Source organism: Delftia sp. UME58, from assembly GCF_014170385.1.
GTDB lineage: Bacteria > Pseudomonadota > Gammaproteobacteria > Burkholderiales > Burkholderiaceae_C > Comamonas > Comamonas acidovorans.
The window spans coordinates 186,613-211,823 of sequence record NZ_LZZV01000098.1 but is presented as its reverse complement, the minus strand read 5'-3'; the positions used below and the strand labels follow the sequence as shown (position 1 = coordinate 211,823).

At 68.7% G+C, this 25,211-nt stretch carries 26 protein-coding genes, 1 tRNA gene and 1 pseudogene; 13 read left to right on the top strand and 15 right to left on the bottom strand.

Annotated elements, in window-relative coordinates:
* Window positions 1-257 (bottom strand): annotated as a pseudogene (locus tag A9976_RS25520) (NAD(P)(+) transhydrogenase (Re/Si-specific) subunit alpha); the annotation flags it as partial.
* Window positions 258-482: 225 nt separating this feature from the next.
* On the opposite strand from A9976_RS25520, the gene A9976_RS25515 reads away from it, so the two are divergent.
* Together A9976_RS25515 and A9976_RS25510 are read left to right on the top strand one after the other, a co-directional pair.
* The gene (locus A9976_RS25515; RefSeq protein ID WP_310889412.1) at window positions 483-818 is read left to right on the top strand and encodes a zinc ribbon domain-containing protein; all 336 of its coding nucleotides are present in this window, start codon (window positions 483-485) and stop codon (window positions 816-818) included.
* An 86-nt stretch (window positions 819-904) separates the two neighbouring features.
* Window positions 905-1,543 carry an MBL fold metallo-hydrolase gene (locus tag A9976_RS25510; RefSeq protein ID WP_183021302.1) on the top strand — a complete coding sequence of 213 codons (639 nt, stop codon included), beginning with the start codon at window positions 905-907 and terminating at the stop codon, window positions 1,541-1,543.
* 13 nt (window positions 1,544-1,556) lie between these two features.
* Here A9976_RS25510 and A9976_RS25505 read toward each other — a convergent pair whose 3' ends face one another.
* Entirely contained in the window at window positions 1,557-2,243 is a 687-nt protein-coding gene (locus tag A9976_RS25505; protein ID WP_183021301.1) for a Crp/Fnr family transcriptional regulator, read from the bottom strand.
* Between the two features lie 84 nt (window positions 2,244-2,327).
* On the opposite strand from A9976_RS25505, the gene A9976_RS25500 reads away from it, so the two are divergent.
* The 5 genes from A9976_RS25500 (at window position 2,328) to A9976_RS25480 (ending at window position 7,313) form a co-directional block, all read left to right on the top strand.
* On the top strand, window positions 2,328-3,323 hold the full coding sequence (locus A9976_RS25500; RefSeq protein WP_183021300.1) for an ABC transporter substrate-binding protein: 996 nt from the start codon (window positions 2,328-2,330) through the stop codon (window positions 3,321-3,323).
* A 14-nt stretch (window positions 3,324-3,337) separates the two neighbouring features.
* Window positions 3,338-4,138 (top strand): ABC transporter ATP-binding protein, encoded by an 801-nt coding sequence (locus tag A9976_RS25495; RefSeq protein ID WP_183021299.1) that lies wholly within the window; start codon window positions 3,338-3,340, stop codon window positions 4,136-4,138.
* Window positions 4,128-4,883, top strand: a complete 756-nt coding sequence (locus A9976_RS25490; protein ID WP_013800204.1) for an ABC transporter permease — start codon at window positions 4,128-4,130, stop codon at window positions 4,881-4,883. The genes A9976_RS25495 and A9976_RS25490 overlap by 11 nt, the downstream gene beginning before the upstream one ends.
* Window positions 4,884-4,953: 70 nt before the next feature.
* Entirely contained in the window at window positions 4,954-5,829 is an 876-nt protein-coding gene (locus A9976_RS25485) for a TauD/TfdA family dioxygenase (RefSeq protein WP_183021298.1), read from the top strand.
* Window positions 5,830-5,852: 23 nt separating this feature from the next.
* Window positions 5,853-7,313 carry an aldehyde dehydrogenase family protein gene (locus A9976_RS25480; protein WP_183021297.1) on the top strand — a complete coding sequence of 487 codons (1,461 nt, stop codon included), beginning with the start codon at window positions 5,853-5,855 and terminating at the stop codon, window positions 7,311-7,313.
* A gap of 186 nt (window positions 7,314-7,499) precedes the next feature.
* Here A9976_RS25480 and A9976_RS25475 read toward each other — a convergent pair whose 3' ends face one another.
* From A9976_RS25475 to A9976_RS25465, 3 genes are all read right to left on the bottom strand, one after another.
* Window positions 7,500-8,402 carry a M48 family metallopeptidase gene (locus A9976_RS25475; protein ID WP_183021296.1) on the bottom strand — a complete coding sequence of 301 codons (903 nt, stop codon included), beginning with the start codon at window positions 8,400-8,402 and terminating at the stop codon, window positions 7,500-7,502.
* Window positions 8,403-8,462: 60 nt separating this feature from the next.
* Window positions 8,463-9,434: a DMT family transporter gene (locus A9976_RS25470; RefSeq protein WP_183021295.1), complete on the bottom strand. Its 972-nt coding sequence runs from the start codon at window positions 9,432-9,434 to the stop codon at window positions 8,463-8,465.
* A gap of 72 nt (window positions 9,435-9,506) precedes the next feature.
* Window positions 9,507-10,235 (bottom strand): helix-turn-helix domain-containing protein, encoded by a 729-nt coding sequence (locus A9976_RS25465; RefSeq protein WP_183021294.1) that lies wholly within the window; start codon window positions 10,233-10,235, stop codon window positions 9,507-9,509.
* 86 nt (window positions 10,236-10,321) lie between these two features.
* Between A9976_RS25465 and A9976_RS25460 the strand changes: the two genes are divergently transcribed.
* The 3 genes from A9976_RS25460 to A9976_RS25450 all read left to right on the top strand — a co-directional run bounded on the left by A9976_RS25460 (window position 10,322) and on the right by A9976_RS25450 (window position 13,789).
* On the top strand, window positions 10,322-11,692 hold the full coding sequence (locus tag A9976_RS25460; protein WP_409049556.1) for an AmpG family muropeptide MFS transporter: 1,371 nt from the start codon (window positions 10,322-10,324) through the stop codon (window positions 11,690-11,692).
* A 104-nt stretch (window positions 11,693-11,796) separates the two neighbouring features.
* Entirely contained in the window at window positions 11,797-12,555 is a 759-nt protein-coding gene (locus A9976_RS25455; RefSeq protein WP_141832770.1) for a response regulator transcription factor, read from the top strand.
* 7 nt (window positions 12,556-12,562) lie between these two features.
* Window positions 12,563-13,789 (top strand): ATP-binding protein, encoded by a 1,227-nt coding sequence (locus tag A9976_RS25450; RefSeq protein ID WP_183021293.1) that lies wholly within the window; start codon window positions 12,563-12,565, stop codon window positions 13,787-13,789.
* Window positions 13,790-13,804: 15 nt separating this feature from the next.
* On the opposite strand, the gene A9976_RS25445 is transcribed toward A9976_RS25450, so the two are convergent.
* The 4 genes from A9976_RS25445 to A9976_RS25430 are packed head-to-tail and all read right to left on the bottom strand — an operon-like array spanning window position 13,805 to window position 18,175.
* Window positions 13,805-14,758 (bottom strand): glycosyltransferase family 32 protein, encoded by a 954-nt coding sequence (locus tag A9976_RS25445; protein ID WP_183021292.1) that lies wholly within the window; start codon window positions 14,756-14,758, stop codon window positions 13,805-13,807.
* Window positions 14,755-15,792, bottom strand: coding sequence for a glycosyltransferase family 2 protein (locus A9976_RS25440; RefSeq protein ID WP_183021291.1), 1,038 nt, complete (start codon window positions 15,790-15,792; stop codon window positions 14,755-14,757). Before A9976_RS25440 ends, A9976_RS25445 begins: the two co-directional genes overlap by 4 nt.
* Window positions 15,789-16,910: a glycosyltransferase gene (locus A9976_RS25435; RefSeq protein ID WP_183021290.1), complete on the bottom strand. Its 1,122-nt coding sequence runs from the start codon at window positions 16,908-16,910 to the stop codon at window positions 15,789-15,791. The genes A9976_RS25440 and A9976_RS25435 overlap by 4 nt, the downstream gene beginning before the upstream one ends.
* Window positions 16,907-18,175: an O-antigen ligase gene (locus A9976_RS25430; protein ID WP_183021289.1), complete on the bottom strand. Its 1,269-nt coding sequence runs from the start codon at window positions 18,173-18,175 to the stop codon at window positions 16,907-16,909. Before A9976_RS25430 ends, A9976_RS25435 begins: the two co-directional genes overlap by 4 nt.
* 131 nt (window positions 18,176-18,306) lie before the next feature.
* Between A9976_RS25430 and A9976_RS25425 the strand changes: the two genes are divergently transcribed.
* The gene (locus A9976_RS25425; RefSeq protein ID WP_183021313.1) at window positions 18,307-19,179 is read left to right on the top strand and encodes a glycosyltransferase family 32 protein; all 873 of its coding nucleotides are present in this window, start codon (window positions 18,307-18,309) and stop codon (window positions 19,177-19,179) included.
* 31 nt (window positions 19,180-19,210) lie between these two features.
* Here A9976_RS25425 and A9976_RS25420 read toward each other — a convergent pair whose 3' ends face one another.
* From A9976_RS25420 to radA, 4 genes are all read right to left on the bottom strand, one after another.
* Complete coding sequence (locus A9976_RS25420; RefSeq protein ID WP_012202256.1) at window positions 19,211-19,420, bottom strand: zinc-finger domain-containing protein; 210 nt, start codon at window positions 19,418-19,420, stop codon at window positions 19,211-19,213.
* A gap of 35 nt (window positions 19,421-19,455) precedes the next feature.
* Window positions 19,456-20,394: a branched-chain amino acid transaminase gene (locus tag A9976_RS25415; protein WP_034397818.1), complete on the bottom strand. Its 939-nt coding sequence runs from the start codon at window positions 20,392-20,394 to the stop codon at window positions 19,456-19,458.
* A 43-nt stretch (window positions 20,395-20,437) separates the two neighbouring features.
* Entirely contained in the window at window positions 20,438-20,875 is a 438-nt protein-coding gene (locus A9976_RS25410; RefSeq protein ID WP_183021288.1) for a glycerate kinase, read from the bottom strand.
* A 200-nt stretch (window positions 20,876-21,075) separates the two neighbouring features.
* Window positions 21,076-22,461: a DNA repair protein RadA gene (gene radA, locus A9976_RS25405; protein ID WP_183021287.1), complete on the bottom strand. Its 1,386-nt coding sequence runs from the start codon at window positions 22,459-22,461 to the stop codon at window positions 21,076-21,078.
* A 143-nt stretch (window positions 22,462-22,604) separates the two neighbouring features.
* Between radA and A9976_RS25400 the strand changes: the two genes are divergently transcribed.
* Window positions 22,605-22,681 (top strand) — tRNA-Met (locus A9976_RS25400).
* A gap of 67 nt (window positions 22,682-22,748) precedes the next feature.
* Here the strand turns inward: A9976_RS25400 and A9976_RS25395 are convergent.
* Window positions 22,749-23,561 (bottom strand): siderophore-interacting protein, encoded by an 813-nt coding sequence (locus A9976_RS25395; RefSeq protein WP_183021286.1) that lies wholly within the window; start codon window positions 23,559-23,561, stop codon window positions 22,749-22,751.
* A 97-nt stretch (window positions 23,562-23,658) separates the two neighbouring features.
* Here A9976_RS25395 and A9976_RS25390 point away from each other — a divergent pair, with 97 nt between their 5' ends.
* Window positions 23,659-24,099 (top strand): MarR family winged helix-turn-helix transcriptional regulator, encoded by a 441-nt coding sequence (locus A9976_RS25390; RefSeq protein ID WP_183021285.1) that lies wholly within the window; start codon window positions 23,659-23,661, stop codon window positions 24,097-24,099.
* Here A9976_RS25390 and alr read toward each other — a convergent pair whose 3' ends face one another.
* A complete protein-coding gene (alr, locus tag A9976_RS25385; RefSeq protein WP_183021284.1) occupies window positions 24,100-25,203 on the bottom strand; it encodes an alanine racemase in 1,104 nt (367 codons plus the stop codon).
* Between the last annotated feature and the right edge of the window lie 8 nt (window positions 25,204-25,211).

Sequence of the window (25,211 nt, the reverse complement as noted above, 5' to 3'; positions counted from 1 at the left end):
CCCTTGCGGATGCCGGGCAGCTCGTCCTCCGAAGGAATGCGGACCTTGAGCACCAGGTCGGCGCCCAGGGCGCCTGCCGCATCGACGATCTCGGCGCCCGCTGCCTCGTACAAGGCATCGGGCACGCTGGCCGCCACTCCCGCCCCCGCCTGCACGCGCAGCACATGGCCTTGCGCACGCAGCTTCTTGACGGTCTCGGGGGTCGCAGCCACCCGGGTTTCTCCTGCCATGGTCTCGGCAGGCACGCCAATCAACATACCGGTTCTCCCTCGCGTGATGCCGGTACCCGCCCTGCATTGCGCAGGTGGCGGCCCGGCCCATCCTCGAAAAAATCCTTGCGTGCCTGCATCGGGGGCAGGCTGGCTTGGCGGCACGGCTAGCTTGTAACACGGCGGCGTTGCCGCAGCCACGGGGTCTGCCCGCGAGGCTGTCTCCTGTCCGTCACAGGACCCTGCATTGCCAGGAGATGACAGCCACATTAAATGATCGCCATCCACGGCTCGGCGCACCGCTGCCGTGTCCCAATGCACCTTTGGATGACTGCAGCGGCGCAGCCGCGCAGTGCGAAGGAACGCACCATGGGACTCTTGCAAAGACTGTTCGGAAATCATTCGCGCGGCGGCCACCACGGCGGCGGCGCATACCGTGCCGCAGCCGTGGCGGCGGTCTGCCCCGGCTGCCGTGCATCCATTGCCGCCAGCTCGCGCTTTTGCCCGCAGTGCGGGGGCGCAGTGCTGCCGCAGGCCTGCAGGCGCTGCAACGCCAGCCATCCGGCCGGCGCGCGGTTCTGCGGTCAATGCGGCCAGCCGACCACCTGAGGGCGCAAGCGGTGCGGCCCTGCGCAGCCGGCAGCGCAAGGACCGGGAATAATGGGCGCTTTCGCCAGAAGAACCCCACGCCGCCCATGCTCCAGTACCACACCATTCCCGTCACCGCCTTCCAGCAGAACTGCTCGCTGGTCTGGTGCGACCAGACCATGGAAGCCGCCGTCATCGACCCGGGCGGCGACCTGGAGCAGATCGGCTGGGAGATCGAGCGCCTGGGCCTGGCGCTCAAGGCCATCTGGCTCACGCATGCCCACATAGACCACGCGGGCGGCACGCGCGAGCTGGCCGATGCACAGCAGTTGCCCATCATCGGCCCCCATCCCGGCGACCAGTTCTGGATCGATGCGCTGCCCCAGCAGGGCGCCATGTTCGGCTTCCCGCATTCGGACCCCTTCACGCCCACGCGCTGGCTGCACGATGGCGACACGGTGAGCATCGGCAAGGAAACGCTGCAGGTGCGCCACTGCCCCGGCCATACGCCCGGCCACGTGGTGTTCCATGCGCCGCAGATCGACCGCGCCTTCGTGGGCGACGTGCTGTTCGCGGGCAGCATAGGCCGCACCGACTTTCCCCAGGGCAACCACCAGCAGCTGATCGACAGCATCGTCCAGCGCCTGTGGCCCATGGGCGACCAGACCGTGTTCATCCCGGGCCACGGCCCCGAAAGCAGCTTCGGCCGCGAGCGCAAGAGCAACCCCTACGTGGGCGGGACCTGAGCCTGCAGCTGTCTCAGCCCAGCACCTCGATCCACCGATAGCCCAGACGCACGCTGCCGCCCGCCTGCAGCTTGCGCAGCTCCTCGTTCACGCGCTGGCGCGAGGCGCCCACCACATGCGACAGATCGCCCTGCGATATGCGCAGCAGGGTGCGGCCGCCGGGCAGGGGCTGGCCGTTCTCTGCCGCCAGAACCTGCAAGGTGGCCCGGACCCGGGCATGCAGCGTGTCCTCCGAACTGATGAAGATGGTGTCCAGCAGCCCGTTCACGCGCAGGCTCAGCAGGCGCGCCACAGCCAGGCATGCGGGCGCATCGCGCTCCAGGAAGTCCAGCAGCGGCTGGCGCGGCAGCACCAGCACCTCGACATCGCCATCGGCCACCAGGTCCACGGGCACGGGCGCATTGCCCAGCACCGAGCTGATGCCGGTGATCTCCCCGGCCTCCAGCCAGCGCGTCATGCGCTCGGTGCCGCCCACGGTGAAGGCCACGACACGAAAGCGCCCTGACAGCAGCACCAGCGCATGGTCGGCCGCATCGCCGCGCTTTTGCACGAACTGTCCATCGCGGTAGCGGCGCCTGGAGCCTATGGCCCGCAGCCCGCGTGCCGATGCGGCCGGCAATTCGGCCAGCAGGTCCACGCGATAGCGCTCGCTGCGCGCCTGCGCCAAAGAGGTGTTGGGGGAACCGAGCTTGGTGTTCACCCGCCCATTGTCCCTTTCGCGGCAATTGGCGCATAGCACCATCCTTGTAATCGGCCCCATACCCACACGTATGGAGCCCGCCCCATGATCCGCACCACGCTCGCCCTGGTATCCGCCTTCGTGTTCGCCCTGCTCTCGACCCAGGCAGCCCTGGCACAGACGCCCACGCTGCGTATCCAGGACTACCCCGGCATCGGCAATTTCCTGGTGCGCGTGGCCAACGCGCGGGGACTGTGCGAGAAGCACGGCATACGCTGCGAACTGCGCCCCATCCCGCAGGCGCCGCTGGCGCTGCAGACCTTGCTGGCCGGTGACCTCGAAGTGGCGTTTACGCCCCCCGAGGTGCTGCTTCAGGCTGTCAACAAGGGCGCCGACCTCAAGGTGATCGGCAGCGGCGCCAGCGCGCCGACGTTCTTCCTCATGGCCTCGGCGGCCCTGCCCACGCCGCATGCCGGCCAGGGCTATCCCGCCGTGATGCAGGACTTCAAGGGCCGACGCATCGGCGTGACGGCGCGCGGCAGCGCAGCCGAATTCCAGCTCGTGAGTCTGCTCCAGGGTGCAGGCATGAAGGCGGACGACGTCACCATCGTCGCCGTGGGCTCGCCCAACACGGCCTTTCCGGCGATTGCGCAAAAGCAGGTCGATGGCCTGATGCTGTTCTCGCCCATGGACGGCTTTTGCGAGGTCAGCCAGGCCTGCCGCATCGTCATCGATCCGCGCAGGGGCCAGGGTCCCGCCGATGTGGTGGACACCAACGGCGCCGGCGTGCTGCAGGTGGTGCGCGCAGACTTCCTGCGCAAGAACGCCCAGGCCGTGGAAGGCCTGCGGCGCGCCCTGAACGAGGCGGCCGACTATGCCCGCGAACCGGCCCATTTCGATGCCTTGCTCAAGGTCGCGCAGGACAGCTTCAGGATCAACACGCCCGGCGGCGACCGGATCCTGGAGGTGGCGCTGCGCAATGCCATTCCTTCCATGCAGTTCGCAGTGGACCCCAAGGCCCTGCAGCATGCCGCACGCTACCTGCAGCGCACGGGGCAGATCGGCCGGCTGATCGACACCGCGCCCCTGCTGGCGCAGTGAAGGGGGAGTGCACCATGACTCCCAATGGATCGCAGCTGCCGCCGCCGCAGGCCATTGCCGCCGACGGCCTGCACCTGAGCTTCGACGGCCGCACGCAGGTGCTGGACAACATTGCGCTGCAGGTGGCCGAGGGCGAATTCGTCTCGCTGGTCGGGCCCAGCGGCTGCGGCAAGACCAGCCTGCTCAACCTCTGCGCAGGCCTGGTGGCCCACACGGGCGCCGGCACGCTGCGCGTGCTGGGCGAGGCACCGCGCCTGGGCAGTTCCCGCGTGGGCTACATGCTGGCGCGCGACAGCCTGCTGCCCTGGTGCACGGCGCTGGAGAACGCCGCCTTCGGCGCGCGCGTGCGCGGCGTCGGCACGGCCGACAGCACGGAGCGCGCACTGCGCATGCTGCAGGAGGTGGGCCTGGCCGACCATGCGCAGGCCCTGCCCAAGGCCTTGTCCCACGGCATGCGCCAGCGCACGGCGCTTGCGCGCACCTTTGCGCTGGACGCGCAGCTGCTGCTGATGGACGAGCCCTTCGGCGCCCTGGACGCGCAGACCAAGCTGCAGCTGCAGGACCTGCTGCTGCGCCTGTGCCAGCAGCACCGCCACAGCGTGCTGTTCGTGACCCACGACCTGGCCGAGGCCGTGGCCGTCTCCGACCGCGTGGTGGTGATGTCCTCGCGCCCGGGCCGCATCATCGCCGACCTGCCCATAGACCTGCCGCGCCCGCGCTCCATCCGCGACCTGCAGAAGTCGCCGCGTTTCCATGAACTCTATGCGGCCCTGTGGTCGCAGCTCGAATCGGGATGGGTGCACCATGAAGGCTGACCGTCTGCAATGGCTGGCGCTGCATGCGCTGTTCATCTGTCTCGTGCTGGGACTGGCCGAATGGGCCGCCGCGCGCCGCTGGCTGGACCCCACCTTCTTCGGCCAGCCCAGCGGCGTGGCCGCCTATCTCTGGAACCATGCGGGCACGGCCCGGTTCTGGTCCGACCTGGGCTGGACGCTGGCGGCCGTGGCCTGCTCCTTCGTGCTGGGCAGCGTGGCCGCCTTCGCCACGGGGCTGGCCTTCGTGCGCTGGCCGGCCATCGAACGCTTTGCAGAGCCCTACTTCAACGCGCTGAACGTGATGCCGCGCATCGCGCTGGCGCCGCTGTTCATCCTGTGGTTCGGGCTGGGGCTGGGCAGCAAGATCGCCGTGGGCTGCTCGCTGACCTTCTTCATCGTGCTGTCGGCCACGGTGGCAGGCATGCGGGGCGTCAGCCAGGACCATGTGACGCTGTGCCGCACCCTGGGCGCCAGCGCCGCCACCACCTTCTTCGAGGTCACGCTGCCCGGCGCCGTCCCGGTGATCTTCTCGGGCCTGCGCCTGGGATTGATCTATGCCCTGCTGGGCGTGGTGGGCACCGAGATCATCGCCAGCGAAAAGGGCCTGGGCCAGACCCTGGCCTACCTGGGCTCCACCTTCGACATCAATGGCGTCATGGCGCTGCTGCTGGTGCTGGCCCTGCTGGGCGTGGGCATGGTGCGCTTCATGTCCTGGGCCGAGAGGCGGCTGCTGCACTGGCAGTGAGACAGCCAGCCCTCTCTCCCCCCTTCCTCTCCTCCCATCCCCTTCCGTCCGTCCCTTCAAGGAGTACCCCATGGCCAATGCCGCCCCCATGCAGCTGATCGACATCGGCGCCCGCTACCGCCACATCCGCCCCGTGCCGCGCATGCCCAACTTCGCGGCCTGGATCGAGGGCGTGGACCTGACCCGGCCCCTGTCCCCCGAGGTGCAGGCAGAACTGCGGCAGGCCCTGTACGACTTCGAGGTCATCTTCTTCCGGCCCCAGGCCATCACGGCCGAGCAGCATGTGGCGCTGGCGCAGGTGTTCGGCCCGCTGTCCAAGGGCTCGTACTTCGAGCGCAAGAGCGGCATGCCCGACGTGGAGATGATCATCTCCGACAAGGACCGCCCGCCCGCCATAGACAACTGGCACACCGACATCAGCTGGAAGCAGCAGCCGCCGCTGGGCACCGTGATCCAGATCGTGACCACGCCGCCGGCCGGCGGCAACACCTGCTGGACCAGCACCAGCAAGGCCTATGACTGGCTCTCGCCCGGCATGCAGCAGTACCTGGAAGGCCTGCAGGCGGTCCATACCTGGGAGGAATCGGGCTTCCGGGAGTACCTGGGCCGCAAGGGCGAGGAGGCGCTGTTCGAGGCGCTGCGCCAGTTCAAGCCGGTGACCCATCCCGTGGTGCGCACCAACCCCGATTCAGGCCGCAAATGCATCTTCGTCAATGCCGATTTCACGCGCCACATCACGGGCGTGGACCGGCACGAGGCGCGCGGCGTGCTCGCCTTCCTGCTGGACTGGCTGAAGAAGCCGGAGTTCATGGTGCATCATCAATGGGACGCGGGCGGCATCGCCATCTGGGACAACCGCAGCACGCAGCACTATGCTGTGGCCGACTACTGGCCCCACTACCGCGTGAACCAGCGCGTCACCTTCGACACCCCTTCCACCCAATGACAACGAGACACGGAGACAGCTTCATGAGCACGCAAGAGCACCTGCAGTTCTATATCGACGGCCAATGGGTTCCCCCGGCCGTGCCGCGCACGCTGGATGTGATCAATCCGTCCACCGAGGAGGTGGCGGCCCGCATCAGCATGGGCTCGGCCGCCGATGTCGATGCAGCCGTGGCCGCCGCACGCCGCGCGTTCGACGGCTTCTCGCAGACCACGCGCGACGAGCGGCTGGCCCTGCTGGACAAGGTGCTGGCGGTCTACATGCGCCGCATCGACGAGGTGGCGCAGACCATCTCGCTGGAGATGGGCGCGCCGCTGTGGCTGTCGCGCGCGGCCCAGGCCACGGTGGGCGCAGGGCACCTGAAGCAGACCCTGCAGGTGCTCAGGGAATTCGAGTTCGAGAGCGTGCGCGGCACCACCGGCATCGTGCATGAGCCCGTGGGCGTGGTGGGCATGATCACGCCCTGGAACTGGCCCATCAACCAGATCATGTGCAAGGTGGCACCGGCCCTGGCGGCGGGCTGCACCATGGTGCTCAAGCCCTCGGAGATCGCGCCGCTCAACGCCATCCTGGTGGCCGAGATCCTGCACGAAGCGGGCGTGCCGGCCGGCGTGTTCAACCTGGTCAACGGCGACGGCCCCTCGGTGGGCGAGGCCATGTCCGTGCACCCCGGCATCGACATGATGACCTTCACGGGCTCCACGCGCGCGGGCATCGCCGTGGCCAAGGCCTCGGCCGATACCGTCAAGCGCGTGACGCAGGAGCTGGGCGGCAAGTCGGCCAACATCGTGCTGGACGATGCCGACATCGAAAAGGCCGTGGCCCAGGGCGTGAACGCCTGCTTCACCAACTCCGGCCAGAGCTGCAACGCACCCACGCGCATGTTCGTGCCGCGCGCCCTGCATGCGCGCGCCGTGGCCGCCGCCAAGGCCGCTGCCGAGGGCATGAAGGTGGGCGATGCATTGGCCGACACGGGCGCCATGCACATGGGCCCCGTGGTCAGCGAGGCGCAGTTCCGCAAGATCCAGGGCCTGATCGAGGCCGGCATCGCCGAAGGCGCCACCCTGGTGGCCGGCGGCACGGGCCGCCCCGAGGGCCTTGCGCGCGGCTACTTCGTGCGGCCCACGGTGTTCGCCGACGTGCGCAACGACATGACCATTGCGCGCGAGGAGATCTTCGGCCCCGTGCTGGTCATCCTTCCCTACGACACGGAGGAGGAGGCCATCGCCCAGGCCAACGACACGCCCTACGGCCTGTCGGGCTATGTGCAGTCAGGCAGCCTGGAGCGCGCACGCCGCGTGGCCTCGCGCCTGCGCACCGGCATGGTCCACCTCAACGGCGCGGGGCCGGACTTCGGCGCGCCGTTCGGTGGCTACAAGCAGTCAGGCACGGGCCGGGAATGGGGCGAGCACGGCTTCAAGGAGTACCTTGAAGTCAAGGCCGTCATGGGCTACCAACCCAAGCAAAAAATCACCACCCCCTGAGTCGCTACGCGCCTTCCCCCCGTGGCACGTCGCCTCTCTACTCGCTACGCGAGGGAGGGGGACGACACCCTCGGTGCGGGGCGGCGCGGCCGGCTTAGGCCCTTCCTCGGTGTCCCTGATCTTTGGCCGCGCCAGTTTCAAACACTGCACCCAAAAAGCTGCCCGGGTCGTAGCTTGCTGGCACGCCTACCCGCGCCGTGCGGCCTCGTAGAGGCCTTCCACGCGCGGGATGTTGCGCTCCAGTTCGCGGATGCGCTCGGGCCCTGCGGGGTGGGTGGACAGGAATTCCAGGCCACCACGGTCGCCCGTGGCCTGGCCCATCTTGCGCCACAGCGAGACCGAGGCCTGGGGGTTGTAGCCGGCGCGCGCGGCCAGTTCCAGGCCCACCAGATCGGCCTCGCTTTCGTCGCCCCGGCTGAATTTCAGCGACAGCAACTGGCCACCCAGGCGGGCCGCCGCATTGCCCAGGTCGCCCAGGCCCAGCAATTGGGCGCCCAGCGAGATGCCGATGCTGGTGGCCTGGTTCTTGGCCAGCTGTTCACGCGAGTGCTCGCGCAGCGCATGGGCCATTTCGTGGCCCATGATCATGGCGATCTCGTCGTCGGTGAGCTGCAGCTGGTCGATGATGCCGGTGTAGAAGGCGATCTTGCCGCCCGGCATGCAAAAGGCATTGATCTCCTTGCTGCCGATCAGGTTGACCTCCCAGCGCCAGGAATTGGCGCGGGGATTCCATTGCGCGGTGTACGGGATCAGCCTCCTGGCGATGGAGCGCAACCGCTGCAGTTGCGGGTTGCTGTCGCCAGCCAGCGCGCCCTGGGCGCGGGCCTTGGCCAGCAGCTGCTGGTACTGGTCGGTGGCGGCACCTTCCAGCGTCTCGGCCGGCACCAGCTTGCGCAGGCCCGAGGCACCGCCCACCTGCACCTGTGCCGCCACCGGTGCCGTGGCCAGGCCCATGGCCGCCGCACTGCCGGCCAGCAGAAAACCGCGACGCGCGCGCCAGGGCGCGCAGGCACAGCCCCAGGCGGATGGGGCACAGGATTCGGAGGAGAGATGGGATGGCTGCTGCATGCCGCCAAGTCTAGCGGCCATGCATGCCCGAAACATGCGGAGAACAGCGCATCGTGAAGAGCGGCGCCGGCCTACAAAGAGTCACGCCATCTGCGCGGCCAGCACGGCCCGCTGCGCCCGCATCTCGGCGCCGATCACCAGCATCAGCCCGGCCAGCACGGCCAGCAGCCCCAGCCACGATTGCAGCGGCTGCCGCTCGCCCACGACCCACACCGCCAGCACGAAGGCCGCCACGGGCTCGATCAGGCTCAGCGTCACGCCCGTGGGGCCGGAGATGCTGCGCAGGCCGATGGAAAACAGCATGTGCGCCAGGCCCGACACCACCACGCCCAGGTAGACCACCACCAGCACGGCCGCCAGGCTCCACTGTGGCAGGCCGCTTTGCACCAGCGCAATCGGCACCGCCATGCAGGCCGCCCCGGTGAAGACATAGAAATTCACCACGCGCGGCGACATGTGAGTGACCAGGCGCTTGTTGATCAGCGCATAGCCCGCGTACGACAGCCCCGCCAGCAGGCACAGGGCCAGGCCGCTCCAGGACAGCGTGGCGCCGCCCCGTGCCATCACCATGGCCGCACCTCCCGCCACGCTCACCAGCGTGCCGGCCCACCACAGGGCAGACAGGGGCGCACGCAGCACCAGCGCCTGCATCAGCCCGGCCCAGATGGGGCCGCTGCCAATGGCCACGGCCGTGCCCACGGCCACGCCCGTGAGCGTCACGCCCTCGTAGAAAAAGATGCTGTAGCCCCCGATTCCCATGGAAGCCAGCAGGAACCAGGCCGGGCGCAGTCCCAGGTGCACGGGGTTGGGCAGCAGCGGCTGCTCGGGCGCCCCGCCCTGCCCGGCCCGCCCGCGCAGCCTCCAATGGGAGACCGCCAGCAGCGCCCCCAGGAACAGGCTGGAAACCGCCAGTTGCGCGGCGCCCACCCAGAACGGCGACAGCCCGCCTGCGCCCAGGCTTTGCGCCGTGCCCGTCGTGCCCCAGAGCACGGCGGCCACCGAAACGAAGGCGATGCCGACGGCGGAGGAAGAAGCGGAAGAATTGCGAACCATGGCGCCATGTTGCGCCTGGCGCGGCCGGGCATTTGTCGAGAAACGCTCGTAGTCCGGAGGACTGTGAACGGGCTAGCCGCGCAGTTGCCGCGCCGTCACGCCCCGATCGCGCCGCAGCGCATAGGCCAGGGCGCTGGCCGAGGCATAGCCGCAGCGCAGCGCCGTGGCCTCCAGGGGCAGGCCCCGTGCCAGCCCGCGCTCGGCCGCATCCAGGCGCAGGCCGCGCAGCCAGGCCTGGGGCGGCTGGCCCGCCAGTTCCACGAAGCGCGCGTGAAAGCGCTGGGCGCTCATATGGCACAGGGCGGCCAGCCGGGCCGTGGGCCAGTCCTCGTGCAATGCGGCCTGTACGCTCGTGGTCAGTTGCTGCAGGTCCAGCCCCCGGCGTGCCAGCAGGCCGGGCGCCTGCAGCACCTGGGCCAGTTGCTCTGTGGCCGGGCCTTCCGACTCCCGGCCGCGCAGGGCGGGCGGCACGGAAAAGCGCCGCATCCGGTCCAGCCCCGGGCCGCTGGGCGCATCGATGACGAACACGCGCGAGCGCGGCGCCGCCAGGTAGCCGTGGCCCACGCCGGCGGGGATGAGCATGCCGCTGACGGCGTCCACAAAGGCGCTGCGCCCGCCCACCTCCAGCTCCATGCGGCCCTGCAGCGCATAGAGGATCTGCGCATGGCCGTGGGCATGGGCCTGGTGCTCGCCGCTGTAGCTGCGCACCGAGCTGTGCGGCGCGAAGGCGGTATCGGTGGCATCGGCCGCGCCGTCTTGCGCGGCGGCATCGCTGTGGAGGGAAGAGAGGGTGTAGGCCATGGCGGCATCCTGTGCCCGCGATGGTAGCGCGCGCCAGTCCGCGCCACCATGGGCCCGATAATGGCCGCAGCCTGCCGCAGCCCAACATGACCGAGCCGTCCACCACCACCTCCTCCGCCCCCTCCACCGCCACCGAAGCGCCCCGCCGCAGCTGGGCCCAGACCCTGCGCGTCTATGCCGAGCCGGCCAGCCTGCGCATGCTGGCCCTGGGTTTTTCGGCAGGCCTGCCGCTGCTGCTGGTGCTGGGCACGCTGTCGTTCTGGCTGCGCGAGGCCGGCGTGGACCGCACCACCATCGGCTACCTGAGCTGGGTGGGCCTGGCCTATGCCTTCAAGTGGGTCTGGTCGCCGCTGGTGGACCGCATGCCGCTGCCGCTGCTCACGCGCTGGCTGGGGCGGCGGCGCGGCTGGCTGCTGTTCGCGCAGATGCTCATCGTCGCCGGGCTGTGCGGCATGGCGTTCAACGATCCGCGTGTCTCGCTCACGCCGCTGGTGTGGTGCGCGCTGGCCGTGGCCTTCGGCTCGGCCACGCAGGACATTGCGCTGGATGCCTACCGCATCGAATCGGCCGACACCGAGCGCCAGGCCGCGCTGGCCGCCACCTACCAGACGGGCTACCGGCTGGCCATGATCTGGGCCGGCGCCGGCGTGCTGTGGCTGGCCGCCCGCGCCGAAGTCGCTGGCACGGCGGGCTACCAGAGCGGCGCCTGGCAGGTGGCCTACCTGGCCATGGCCGCCTCCATGGCCGTGGGCATGCTGACCGTGCTGCTCTCGCCGGAACCGGTGCCGCGCCCGCTGGCGCCTGCCCGCAACGCGGCAGAGTGGCTGCACAGCGCGCTGGTCGAGCCCTTTGCCGACTTCCTGGGCCGCTACCGCTGGCAGGCCCTGCTGGTGCTGGGCCTGATCGCCATCTACCGCATCAGCGACGTGGTCATGGGCATCATGGCCAACCCCTTCTATGTGGACATGGGCTTCACCAAGGACGAGGTGGCCGCCGTGACCAAGGTCTACGGCGTGATCATGACGCTGGCGGGCGCCTTCCTGGGCGGGGCGCTGGCCATGCGCTGGGGCGTGATGCGCGTGCTGATGCTGGGCGCCGCGCTGTCGGCCGCCACCAACTTGCTGTTCGCCTGGCTGGCCACGCGCGGCCATGACGTGAATGCGCTGGTCTGGGTGGTGAGCGCGGACAACCTGGCCGGCGGCATCGCCTCGGCGGCCTTCATCGCCTACCTGTCGGGGCTGACCAATGTGCAGTACTCGGCCACGCAGTACGCGCTGTTCAGCTCCATGATGCTGCTGGCGCCCAAATGGCTGGCCGGCTTCTCGGGCGCCTTTGTCGATGCGCATGGCTACGTGAGCTTCTTCCAGGCCACGGCCCTGCTGGGCCTGCCCGTGCTGGTGCTGATCGCGCTGGCCTCGCGCGTGCATGCGGTACAGCCCGCGCAACGCGGCAGTTGAGTGGCGGGCCGCAGGCTGCGCTGTTTTACCGAACTTTACGCAAGCGACAAGCACGGCTGACGGGGCGCTGCGAGCATCGTCGCAATACGACGCCAGGCCCCAGCATGAATACACTGCCCTCCATGAGTACGCACCATCTTCTGATGATCGAAGACGACACCCGCCTCGCGCAGATGGTGGGTGACTACCTGGGCAACAACGGCCTGCAGGTCACGCACATGGGCGACGCCCGCAGCGGCCTGGAGCAGCTGCAGCCCGCCGACGGCGTGGCCGGCGCCGACCTGCCCGACCTCGTCATCCTCGACCTCATGCTGCCCGACATGGACGGCCTGGAGGTCTGCCGGCGCATCCGCGCCCTGCCCGGCCCGGCAGCCCAGGTGCCGGTGCTGATGCTCACGGCCAAGGGCGACCCCATGGACCGCATCATCGGCCTGGAGATCGGCGCCGACGACTACCTGCCCAAGCCCTTCGAGCCGCGCGAGCTGCTGGCGCGCATCCGCGCCATCCTGCGCCGGCGCGGCGGCGGCGAGGGCACGGCCGCCGGCCAGCCGGCCACGGCGCTGCGCTTCGGCAGCCTGGAGATCGACCGCGACGCGCGCAGCGTCACCGTGGCGGGCCAGCCCTGCGAGCTGACCTCCTACCAGTTCGACCTGCTGGTCACGCTGGCCGAGCGCGCAGGCCGCGTGCTCACGCGCGACCAGATCATGGAGGCCGTGCGCGGCCGCGAGCTGGAGGCCTTCGACCGCTCCATCGACGTGCACATGGGCCGCATCCGCGCCGCCATCGAGGCCGACCCCAAGGCGCCAAAGCGCATCCTCACCGTCCGCGGCGTAGGCTACGTGTTCGCAAAACAGCAAGACTGACCGCTGCATGAAGCTGCTGTCCCTCTTCTCCCAGCGCCTGTACCTGCGCATCTGGCTGGCCGTGGTCGGCGGCGTGGCCGTGCTCACGCTGACGGTGGCCTGGGCCTGGCAGATCGCGGCCGAGCAGAACGCGCAGAGCGTGCAAAGCGCCAGCTCGCCACCCTCGCGCGACGTGGCCATGCGCGATGCGGACGGCAAGGTCATCGCCCAGGGCCGCGCCCGGCGCCTGCCCGGCCCGCCCGAGGAGGGGCTGCGCTTCGAGATCGAAGGCACGGATGGCCAGACCTACATGCTGCACATGGCGCCGCGCCCGCCACGCGGCGACCGTCCCCCGCACGACGGCGCCGCCGCCTTCTGGCTGCGCCCACCCTTCGGCTTTCTGTGGCTGCTGGGCCTGGTGGGCGTGGCCGTGGCCGTGGGCGTGTTCCCCATCATCCGCCGCCTGCTCAAGCGGCTGGAGAACCTGCAGCGCGGCGTCAAGCGCTTTGGCGAGGGCGACCTGTCGGTGCGCGTGCCCGAGCACGGCAGCGACGAGGTGGCCGACCTGGCCCACCAGTTCAACGCCGCCGCCGCGCGCATCGAGACCCTGGTGACCTCGCACAAATCGCTGCTGGCCAATGCCTCGCACGAGCTGCGCTCGCCGCTGACGCGCATCCGCATGGGCCTGGAATTCATGGGCGACGACCCGGCCAGCGCCCGCGCGCGCGCCGAGATCCAGCGCAACATCAGCGAGCTGGACCAGCTGGTGGACGAGATCCTGCTGGCCAGCCGGCTGGAGACCTATGAAGGCGACGTGGGCACGGTCGAGCCCGTGGACCTGATCGGCCTGGCCGCCGAGGAATGCGCACGCGTGGATGCCGACCTGGACCTGCGGTCCACCGACGCACTGGAAGTGCCCGGCATCTCCAAGCTGCTGCGCCGCGCCGTGCGCAACCTGCTGGAGAACGCGCGTCGCTACAGCCAGGGCGCCATCACGCTGGAGCTTTCGCGCCAGGACGCCATGGCCGAGATCCGCGTCTGCGACCACGGCCCCGGCGTGGCGCCGGCCCACCGCGAGCGCATCTTCGAGAAGTTCTTTCGCCTGCCCGGCGCCAGCGAGCGCTCGGGCGGCGTGGGCCTGGGCCTGGCCCTGGTGCGCTCCATCGCCCAGCGCCACGGCGGCAGCGTGCACTGCGAGGGCCGCGCCGACGGCCAGCCGGGCGCCTGCTTCGTGCTGCGGCTGCCGCTGGCCTGAACTGCCGCCTGCGGCTCAGCCCCGCAGGTAGCGGTCGGCGATGCTGCCGGGCACGTAGAGGCCGCGCTCCAGGTAGAAGTCCAGCTTCTTGCGGTCGGGGGCGCGCAGCTTGATCAGCGGCACGGGCGCCTGTTCGGCGCGCGAGAACATCAGGCGGACCTTGAGCGGGGTGCGGCCCCAGCGGCCAAGTACGTGCAGGAAGAAGGGGCCGTCCTCGGCCTTGGCCAGCCGCAGCCGGTAGCTGCCACCGGCGCGCAGCACGCGCTGCATGGCCAGGTGCATGCTCAGGTAGGCGGGCATGTCTATGCCCTGGCGCAGCTGCTCGTACTCGCCGGCCTGCTGGAGCTGGGCGATGTAGGCCTCGCCCGTCTGCGGCAGGACCTGCTCCACATATTCCTTGTGCAGGGCCGCGATGAAGGCGCTGCCCGGGGGCGCGGCCATGAGCCAGTTCTCGACCACGGGCACCTGCGGGTCGCGGGTGTAGCGCTCCAGGTAGTAGGCGACCAGGTCGGCGCCGCTGCGCTGCTGCTGCTCCAGCAGCCAGTCCAGCGGCTCGGTGAGGATGGTGCTGGCGTCCAGCCAGATGCCGCCATGGCGGTGCAGCAGTTCCAGGCGCAGCCAGTCCGAACGCTTGGCCACGGGCAGCTGCTGCAGGTTGCCGGGCAGTTGCGGCACGTATTGCGGCAGCTGCGCGTCGTTGAGGATGCGCAGGCTGTAGCCGGGGTTCAGGCGGGCCCAGTTGTCGAAGCAGCGCTGTATGAGCAGCGGCACCGAGTCGCCATTCCAGTAGGCCCAGATGATGCGGGGAATGGGCGTGGAGACCGGCACGGGCGCTGCAGGCCCGATGTCATGGCTGCGGAAGTCGGGCGCGGGGCCCTGCTCCAGGCGGCGTGCGAAGGTGGCGTAGAAGCGGCGCATGCCGGCCGCCAGCCACAGCTCGCCACGGGTCTTCAGTTTCAGGCCGCTCATGCGTGGGCTCCCGGTGTTCCCAGCTGCTGCGCACGGCGCTCCCAGCTGCGCAGCTTCCATGCGCGCAGCCACCAGCCACGCCGCAGATAGGCCTGGCGCAGGGCCGGCAGGGACAGCGGGGAGATGCGGCCGAAGTCCGCCAGGAACTGCTGCGCCAGCGCCTGCCGCTGCGCTGGCGGCATGCCCTGCTGCCTGTCCAGAAAGCGCAGGGCGCCGATGAGGTTGCGCGCGGCCTGGTGCGCGAAGGCGAAGTGCAGGCGCCCGTCGTTGCGCAGCGCGTCGTCCTGCAGGCCTTGCACGGCCTGCGCCAGGGGCCACAGGGCCGCCGACTGGTCCGCCGCCTTGGCCGGCGTCATGGACGAGAGGATGGAGTCGGCACGCTGCCGGTAGGCCACCCAGGGCTGGGGGCAGTAATAGAAGCTGGCGCAGCGCAGCGCCATCTGCGGCATCGTCATCATGTCTTCGAAGTAGCGGCCTGCGGGAAAGCGCAGGCCAGCATCCCACAGGCTGCGCCGCGAGATCTTGGACCAGGCATGCAGCTGGCCCGTGCGCAGCAGGCCCGCCAGCAGGGCGCCCCGGTCCTGCGAGCGCTGCAGCGTGGGGCCCTGGAAGCTGTGCCGGTGCGCCTCGCCACGCAGGCGGTGCTTGAGGCGCGGGGCCTCGCGCCAGACGGAGAAGTCGCAGAGCACGGTATCGGGCGCATGTTGTTTCACGATGGCCGACAGCCCGGCAATGGCGCCGGGCAGCAGCTTGTCGTCAGAGTCCAGAAACCACAGGTAGTCGCCCGTGGCCGCATCGATCATGGTGTTGCGCGCCGCGCTCAGGCCGGCGTTGCGCTCATGCTGCATGAGCTGCAGGCGGCCGGGCCAGCGCTGGTCCAGCTGCTGCATCAGGGCCCAGGAGCCATCGGTGGAGCAGTCGTCCAGCACCAGCACCTGCACGCCGGCATCGGCCTGGTCCATGACGGACTGCAGGCATTCCTCCAGGTAGGGCAGCACGTTGTAGACGGGCACCAGGATGCTGAGCCAGGTCACGGACGCTCCCCCTGCAGCAGGCGGGCGAACAGGTCTTCGTACTGGCCGGTCATGCGCTGCAGGCTGTAGTGCGACAGGGCTTCCTGCCGCGCGGTGGCGGCCATGCGCACGGCGGCCTCGTCATCCTGCAGCGCCTGCTGCAGGGCGTCGGCCAGCGATTCAGGGTCGGCGTGCGCGGCCAGCAGGCCGTTGTCGCCGGGCCGCACCACTTCCTGCACGCCCACGACGCGGCTGCCCACCACCACGCAGCCCGCCGCCATGCCTTCCAGCAGGGACAGGGGCATGCCCTCGTAGTGGGTGGACAGCACGCAGACGCGGTGCGCGCGCAGCAGGCCGGGCACGTCGTTGCACATGCCGATGAATTGCACCTGGTCCTGCAGGCCCAGTTCGGCGCTGAGGCGCTGCGCCGCCTGCTGGGCGCGCGCCTTGCCGCTGCCGGCCAGGGTCAGCGTGGGCTTGAGGCCGCGCTGTCGCAGCACGGCCAGCGCGCGCAGCAAGGTGGCATGGTCCTTTTGCCGCGCAAAGCGCGCGGCCATGACGATGTCCGGCCGGCGCTGCAGCAAGGGGGGTGGCTCCTGCAGATAGGGCTCGGGCCGGATGCCGTTGCTGATGGCCATGAGCTTGGCCGCAGGAAAGCCGCGGTTCTGCAGGCTCTGGCGCACGCCTTCGGAGCAGCCGACGATGGCGGCCGTGCGCTCGGTCAGCCACAGGGCCTGCGCCAGCCGCCAGCGCGTGTAGCGCTCGCGCGAGTTGTGTTCCACATGCACCAGGCAGGGCACGCCGGCCCACAGCGCGGCAAAGCGGCCCCAGAGGTGGTCGCTGAAACCATGGGCGACGACGATGTCCGGCCGGAAGTCCAGGCAGATGCGGCGCAGCTGCCAGACCGTGGCGGCATGGGACCAGCCGGCCACCACATCGACATCGATGCCGCCGTCGCGCAGTTTTTGCACGCGTTCATCGGAGGTATTGCGCTTGCGCCGCAGCACCAGCCGGGCGTCGAAGCGACCCGACGTGCGGTGCGCGGACACCAGGTCCACCGCCACCTGGGTGGCACCCGAGAAGCCGCCCGTCACGAAGTGCAGCACCCGGGGCCGGGCCGTGGTGGCGCGCTCCGTCACCGCACGGCTCCGCTGGCCCTCTCCAGGCCGTGCAGCGATGACCACAGGGCCACCACGAGGAAGACGAAGAAGACGATGCCGCTGTTGTGCACGAAAAACTGCTGTGACATGCCGAACGCCAGGTACATGGCTGGCATCAGGCTGCCCAGGATACGCAGCAGCAGGGCCTCGCGCCAGGGGGTGCTGTCCGCAGGCCACAGCGCCATGCGCCGCCGCGAGGGCCAGAACAGCCACAGCAGCGAGATGAACAGCGCCGCCTGCAGCAGCACGCCCGGCACGCCGAGCTTGACCCAGATGTCCAGGAAGTCGTTGTGGATGAAGTTGTATTCGCGGATGGACTGTCCATAGTCACCGGCGTCCACGCGCCGGTGCATCTCGTTCACATAGCCCTGCATGCCCCAGCCCAGCAGGGGCTTTTCGCCGATCATCTGCACGGCCAGCCGGTACTGCTCCAGCCGGGTGCCCAGCGAGGTGTTGGAGTTGCCGGACTGGAAGTAGGTGCTCACGTCCAGATAAACCTCATCCACGCGCTCGCTGACGCGCGGGATGAAGGCCATCACGGTAGCCAGCGCAACCAGCAATGCGGCGCAGCCCAGCAACAGCCGCCCGAAGTACTGCGGACGGTACATGCGCACCAGCACCATCAGCATGAAGAACATCGGCAACAGCGCCAGCCACCCGCCGCGCGAGCCCGACAACAGCGAAGCCAGCGCCCCCAGCGCGGCGGCCGCCAGCACCAGCAAACGCCAGAACACGGATCGCTGGTGCCAGAAGGACATGGCATAGATGCAGGAGAAGCAGCCCAGCAGCAAGGCCATGTTGCCCCACTGGATGGCATTGGTGTAGCCTGTGGCCCGCTCCATGCCCAGCACGCAGACCTGCCACAGGGCCATGAAGCCCGCCCCCGCGCTGCCCAGCGGGATACCCCACAGGAAGATCCGCGCCGTGGGCGGATAGCACATGGCGAACAGCAGGCTGACCGCGCCCAGGATGAATTTCACGGGCCGGTCGAACTGCCCGGTGCCCCCGTCCAGCACGGACAGGAAGTACCACATCACCGCCATGCCCAGGAACAGCGCGACCAGCAGCCAGGTGCCGGCGGACTGCCGGTACCTGACCCAGCGGGGCAGAAAACACAGGGCGCCCAGGACCATGAGGCCGGCGCCATAGGAATAGCCCGAGCGCAGCCACAAGGCCAGCCCGGGCACCAAAATGGCAGCCAGGGTCGTGAGGAGCCCTGGCAGCTTCGACTTGTCAAATCTCATCAAGACCGCAACTTTCTGCCCCAAAATGCGGGCATTCCGCTTTCCATCCGCTCATGAAAAAAATTCCTGCGGTCTTATTCAGGCTGCTCCATCGCTGGGCGGCGCCTTCCAAAATCGGCGCAGATTACACCATGCCTGCGCCCTTGCAACTGCCGCCATCGCCCCCGGCAGCCGATGGTCTTGCAGCGGAAATCCCGAAGACGATCTGGACGTACTGGAATCACCCGGAGCCCGATGCCTTCGTGCTGTCCTGCATCCAGAGCTGGCGTGTGAACTGCCCCGGATATGCAGTCCATCTGGTACATCCGGGGAACCGGGGTCAGCACGTTCCAGAAGAGGCGCTGCCCGAAAATTTCGCGCGATTATCCCCCACCAAGCAAGCTGACTGGATCCGCTTGTATCTGGTTGCACGCCATGGAGGCTTCTGGCTGGACGCCAGCATTTTGCTGACCCGCTCGCTGGACTGGATGCTGCCTGCCCGAGGCCCGGCCGAGTTCGTTGGCTTTTATCTGGAAGGCTTCACCCAGGACCCTGAATACCCAGTGATTGAAAACTGGCTGTTTGGCGCGCCAGCAGGTTCGTCCTTCGTGACAGCCTGGCAGCAGGAGTTCCACCAAGCGCTGGTCATTGAGGGCACGCAGAAGTACCTGGAACGTGCCCAGGCAGACCCGAGTTGGGAAGCCACTCGACAGGGGATCCCCGACCCAGACTACTTGCTGTGCCATATCGCGGCCCAGCAGGTGCTGCGCCGTCAGACCCATGGCCAACTGGTGCTGTACAAGGCCGAAGACACGGCCTTCATCTACCACCGAGCCCTCCGCTGGAAATGGTATTTGCTCTACCCGCAACTGTGCCTGGTGCCAACGGCTGCCAGCGTCGCCCCTCTGGTCAAGCTGCGTGGAGGCGAACGCCGCCACTTTGCCGAGATGCAGGCACTGCACGGCGGTGCCGTTCCGGGCAGTCTTTGGGACCAGGCTTTGCAATTGCGGCCGGCAGCATCCTGAAACAAAAAAGGCGGGCCGAGGCCCGCTTTGTTCAATGCCCGCCTGCGAAGACTTCGCCGGCTTTCAGGCGGTACAGCGTGCCGCAGTAGGGGCACTTGGCTTCGCCGGTGTGGGCCACGTCCAGGTAGACCTTGGGATGGCTGTTCCACAGCTTCATGTCGGCCTTGGGGCTGGGGCAGAACACGCCGCCCTGGGCGTTGAGGTCCTTGGCCGCCAGTTCGACGGTGGCATTCGTTGTCATGCTTGCTTATCTCTTTCGTGGGTCTCTAGGGATGTTCAGACCCGAGTCAGCCAATGGGCGTACTTGGGGTTGCGGCCGTTGACGATGTCAAAGAAGGCCTGCTGGATCTTCTCGGTGAGGGGGCCGCGGCTGCCCGCGCCGATCTCGATGCGGTCCACCTCGCGGATGGGCGTGACTTCGGCGGCCGTGCCGGTGAAGAAGACTTCATCGGCGATGTACAGCTCGTCGCGCGTGATGCGCTTTTGCACCACTTCCAGGCCCAGGTCCTTGCAGATGTGCATCACGGTGTTGCGCGTGATGCCGTTGAGCGCGCCGGCCGACAGGTCGGGCGTGTAGACCACGCCGTCCTTGATGACGAAGATGTTCTCGCCCGAGCCTTCGGAGACGAAGCCCGAGGCGTCCAGCAGGATGGCCTCGTCGTAGCCGTCGTCCAGCGCCTCGGTGTTGGCCAGGATGGAGTTGGTGTAGTTGCTCACCGCCTTGGCCTGGCTCATGGTGATGTTCACATGGTGGCGCGTGAAGCTGGAGATCTTCACGCGGATGCCGCGCTGCATGCCTTCCTCGCCCAGGTAGGCGCCCCAGGCCCAGGCCGCCACCATCAGGTGGATGGTGTTGCCCTTGGGGGAGACGCCCAGCTTGCGGTCGCCGATCCAGGTCAGCGGGCGCAGGTAGCAGGACTCCAGCTGGTTGGCGCGCACGACCTCGACCTGGGCCTGGTTCACCGCTTCCTGGGTGAACGGGATCTGCATGCGCAGGATCTTGGCGCTGTTGAACAGGCGCTTGGTGTGGTCTTCCAGGCGGAAGATGGCCGTGCCCTGTTCGGACTTGTAGGCCCGGACGCCCTCGAATGCGCCACAGCCGTAGTGCAGCGTGTGGGTCAGCACATGGATCTTGGCATCGCGCCAGTCCACCAGCTGGCCATCCATCCAGATCTTGCCGTCACGGTCGGCCATCGAGGGAACAACGGGGCTCATAGGAACATCCTTGGGGTATTGAACAGAACACCAACCCGGCATTTTAGGGCGCAGGCGCTGCCTCGGGGGCCGCAGGTGCCGGCTCGGGCTCGGGCGTGGGGCGCACCAGGCTCCACTTCACGAGCCGGCCATGCATGAACTCGCAGGTCACGTGGGATTGCGTGCCGTCGGTCCAGCGGTAGATCTCGGGGTGCTGGCCTTCTTCGGACAGGCGCTCGCCCAGGGAGCGCGTCATGGCCACCACGTGCATCAGCGAGACCTTGGGCTTGAGCTTGACGTTGAGCATGACGGCGCTGCCCACATAGCCCATGGGCCGGCTGGAGGCCTTTTTCATGATGGACATCAGCCGCGTGAAATGCAGCAGCAGCCACATCATGATGCCGCCGCCCACGGCGACCACACCCATCCAGCCATAGGATTGGTGCGCAGCCACCAGCAGTACGAGCAGGCCCAGGGGAATCAGGATATTGCGCAAATTCATGGCGCCGATTGTCTTATGGAGGCGCCGCAGGGCCGCTGCGGACAGTGCGTATGCCCCCGCAATGCGCTCGGCAAGCCATCGATGAGGGATGCCGAAGGCTGGGGCGCCTGCACCAGCGCGCGGCCGTACGCCAGGAACGCCACGCAAGGGCTGCCCCTCAGCGAGTAGACAGGGGGAAGCGCCAAAGCCGCTCAGGAGGGTCAGCCTATTTCTCGAACGATGTTCATGGCCTCGTCCACGCGTTCGACGGCATGGACCGTCAGACCGGCAATCGCCTTCTTGGGCGCATTGGCCTTGGGCACCACGGCCATGGTGAAGCCCAGCTTGGCGGCTTCCTTCAGGCGCTCCTGGCCGCGCGGCGCGGGGCGCACTTCGCCGGCCAGGCCCACTTCGCCAAAGGCGAGGAATCCCTTGGGCAGGGCGCGGCCACGCAGGCTGGAGGTGATGGACAGCATGACGGCCAGGTCGGCCGCAGGCTCGCTGATGCGCACACCGCCCACGGCGTTGACGAACACATCCTGGTCCGCGCAGGCCACACCCGCGTGGCGGCTGAGCACGGCCAGCAGCATGGCCAGCCGGTCGCGGTCCAGGCCCACGGACAGGCGACGCGGCGCGGGGCCGCCCTGGTCGACCAGGGCCTGTATCTCCACCAGCATGGGGCGCGTGCCCTCCAGCGTGACCAGCACGCAGGAGCCGGGCACGGGCTCGCTGTGCTGGGACAGGAAGATGGCGCTGGGGTTGGTCACGCCCTTGAGGCCCTTCTCCGTCATGGCGAAGACGCCGATCTCGTTGACGGCGCCAAAGCGGTTCTTGATGGCGCGCACCAGGCGGAAGTTGCTGTGCGTGTCGCCCTCGAAGTAGAGCACCGTGTCCACCATGTGCTCGAGCACGCGCGGGCCGGCCAGTGCACCCTCCTTGGTCACGTGGCCGACCAGGATCACGGTGATGCCCGTGGTCTTGGCCGCGCGCGTGAGGTGGGCCGCGCATTCGCGCACCTGGGCCACCGAGCCCGGCGCCGAGGACAGCTGGTCCGAGTACACGGTCTGTATGGAGTCGATGACGACCACGGCCGGCTGGGTGGCCTCCATGGTGGCGAGGATCTTCTCCAGCTGGATCTCGGCCAGCACGTTGACCTGGCTGGCCTCCAGCCCCAGGCGGCGCGAGCGCAGCGCGACCTGGGCGCCGCTTTCCTCGCCCGTGACATACAGCGTGGGCAGGCCGACGCGGTGCAGCGCGTCCATGGCCTGCAGCAGCAGGGTGGACTTGCCGATGCCGGGATCGCCACCAATCAGCACCACGCCGCCTTCGACAATGCCGCCGCCCAGCACGCGGTCCAGCTCCTCGATGCCGCTGGGCGTGCGCGCCACGTCCTGGGCCTCGATGGCCGACAGCGGCATCACGGCCTGGACATTGGCCAGGCCCGCATAGCCCTGGGGCTGGCTGAGCCGGTTCTTGCCCGCGCTCGCAGGCTCGGCAACGGCCTCGATCAGCGAGTTCCAGGCCCCGCAGGCCGGGCATTTGCCCAGCCAGCGCGGGCTGGTGCCTCCGCAGGCATTGCAGATGAACGTGGTTTTGTCTTTGGCCATGGGGTGAGCACTATACCGAGCGGTGGCTGCCGCCCTGGCACGCATGTTTCGCGCCTATCGCAGTTGCGTGACGGAAAGATATCGGTTATAGTTCACTTCTTCGCTGCAGAAAATGCAGTGAAAACGAAATTACTGCGGATTACCGCGCGATGGAGCAGTCTGGTAGCTCGTTGGGCTCATAACCCAAAGGTCGGAGGTTCAAATCCTTCTCGCGCAACCACCACGAAAAAAAGCCCACTTCGGTGGGCTTTTTTTCGTCTGTGCTTCCGTTCTTTTCTCCAGGCAGGTCAGCTGGGATCGTTCAGGTCTTCATGGTGGTCGGCCGTGCCCTGCTTCCAGTAGGAAGCCACGCGCATGCGCTTGGGCGATGCGCCCTTGGCCAGCAGCAGGCGACGCAGCTCGGCCATGGCGCTGTGCTCGCCCGCCGCCCAGATATAGCCGTCGTCCTGGGGCAGCTCCAGCGCCTGCACGGCATCGGCCAGCGATTCGACCCAGTCGCAGTCCAGCCGGGCCGTGCTGCTCCACTGGCGGCGGTCGGCCGGGTTGCGCAGCTGCACGCGCACCACGGCGCGGCTGCCGGCGGGCAGCTCGGCCAGGCGCCGCTCGATGGCGGGCATGGCGGTCTCGTCGCCGAACAGCCAATGCCATGGCAGGTTGGCCGAGATCACCAGGCTGCCGCGCGGCCCGGCCAGGCCCACCCACTGGCCCAGCGGGGCGGTCAGCGCCCATTCGGTGGCGGGGCCGGCATCGTGCAGCGCGAAATCCATGATGAGGTTCTGGCGCGCGGCGTCGTAGCGCAGCGGCGTGTAGTCGCGCAAGGTGGGGCGCTCGTCCTCCACGAAGGTCGGGCGGCCATCGAGCAGCACGGGAAGCGCGGGCAGTTCGCGCCCGGCCTGCGGCAGGATGAGCTTGACATGGTCATCGAAGCCGGCGCTCACGAAGTCCTCCAGATCGGGGCCGCCCAGGGTCAGGCGGACAAAGCCGGGGCTGGGCTGCTCGCGCGAGAGCAATTGCACATGGCGGGCGCGGAAGGGATGGCGGACACGCTGGACGACAGGGGCCGGTGTCACGGCAGAGGTGGCTGGATTGGGCAAGTTCATTGGCGAAATGGCCTGTGACGGCCTAGAATGTTGATTTAGTCCACCAATTCTCTGCAATCCGTTGACTTTGTCAACGTATTTCCACACGACCCCTGCCATGAATGCCTCCCTGCCCGCCGATATCTTCGAGGCCATGCACGAGCTGCTGCACCTGTTCCGCTCGCGCATGCGCGAGGACATGGAGTCCATGGAGCCCGGGCTGACGCCCAACGAGGTGCGCGTGCTGATGTACGTGGGCCGGCACCCGGGCCGCACGCAAAGGGATCTGGTCGACCACAGCCACATGGACAAGGCCCAGCTCGCGCGCATGCTGGCGCAGCTGCAGGAGCAGGGATGGCTGGACCGCGAACCGGACGCCCGCGACCGCCGCGTGCGCTGCCTGAGCCTCAGCCCCCAGGGGCAGGCCCTGTTCGACCGGCTGCGCCAATCGCGCCAGGCGCTGGCGGCGCGGCTGCTCAAGGATTGGGAGCCCGCCGCGCAACGGCAGTTGATGGCGCTGCTGGAGCGGGCCAGGGACAGCGTGGAAGCCGCGCCCTGATCAATCGACGGTCTTGTTCACGCGCGGCGCGACGGCGCACATGAGTTCATAGCCCAGCGTGCCTGCGGCCTCGGCCACCTCGTCGATGGGCAGCACGGCGCCGTTGCCGGCGCGGCCCCACAGCGTGACCTCGCTGCCCATGCCGGCATCGGGCACGGGTGTCAGGTCCACGGCCAGCATGTCCATGCTCACGCGGCCCAGGGTGCGGGTGCGCACGCCGTTCACCAGCACGGGCGTGCCCGTGCCGCAGTGGCGTGGATAGCCGTCGGCATAGCCGCAGGCCACGGTGCCCAGGCGCAGGGGGCCGTCGGCCGTGAAGCGCGATCCATAGCCCACGCTCTGCCCCTCGGCCAGCTGCTGCACGCCGATGATGCGCGAGCTCAGCGTCTGCGTGGGCTGCAGGCCCCAGTGGGCCGCCGTGTGCTGCGGATAGTCGGGCGAGCTGCCGTACAGCACGATGCCGGGCCGCACCCAGTCGCAGCGCACCTGGGCATCGACGCCCTGGCGCAGCGTGGCGGCACTGTTGCCCACGCTGCGTTCGCCGGGCAGGTCGCGCGTGGCGTCGTGAAACCGCTGCAGTTGCGCGGAGATTCCCGTCTGACCAGCGCCTGCGTCGGCATCGCTGAAATGGGTCATGAACGAGATTTCCTCCACCTGGGGCAAGGCGTTCAGCCGGGCCCAGGCCGCGCGAAAACGCTCGGGCGTGAAGCCCAGGCGGTTCATGCCGGAGTTCATCTTGAGGAAGACGCGGTGGCCGTTCTGCGTCTTGTGCGCGGCCAGCCAGTCGATCTGGGCGTCGCAATGCACGGCGTGCCAGATGGACAGGCGCGAGCACAGCTCCAGGTCGCGCGGCTCGAACACGCCCTCCAGCAGCAGGATGGGGCCGCGCCAGCCCAGCTGGCGCACGCGCTCGGCCTCGGCCAGGTCCAGCATGGCGAAGCCGTCGGCGCCGCGCAGGGCCTCGAACACGTTTTCGATACCGTGGCCATAGGCGTTGGCTTTGACCACGGCCCACAATTTGGCATCGGGGACCGCCTGCCGCACCCGCTCCAGGTTGTGGCGAAGCGCGGCGGAATGGATGGTGGCAAGAATGGGACGCGGCATGGTTTTCA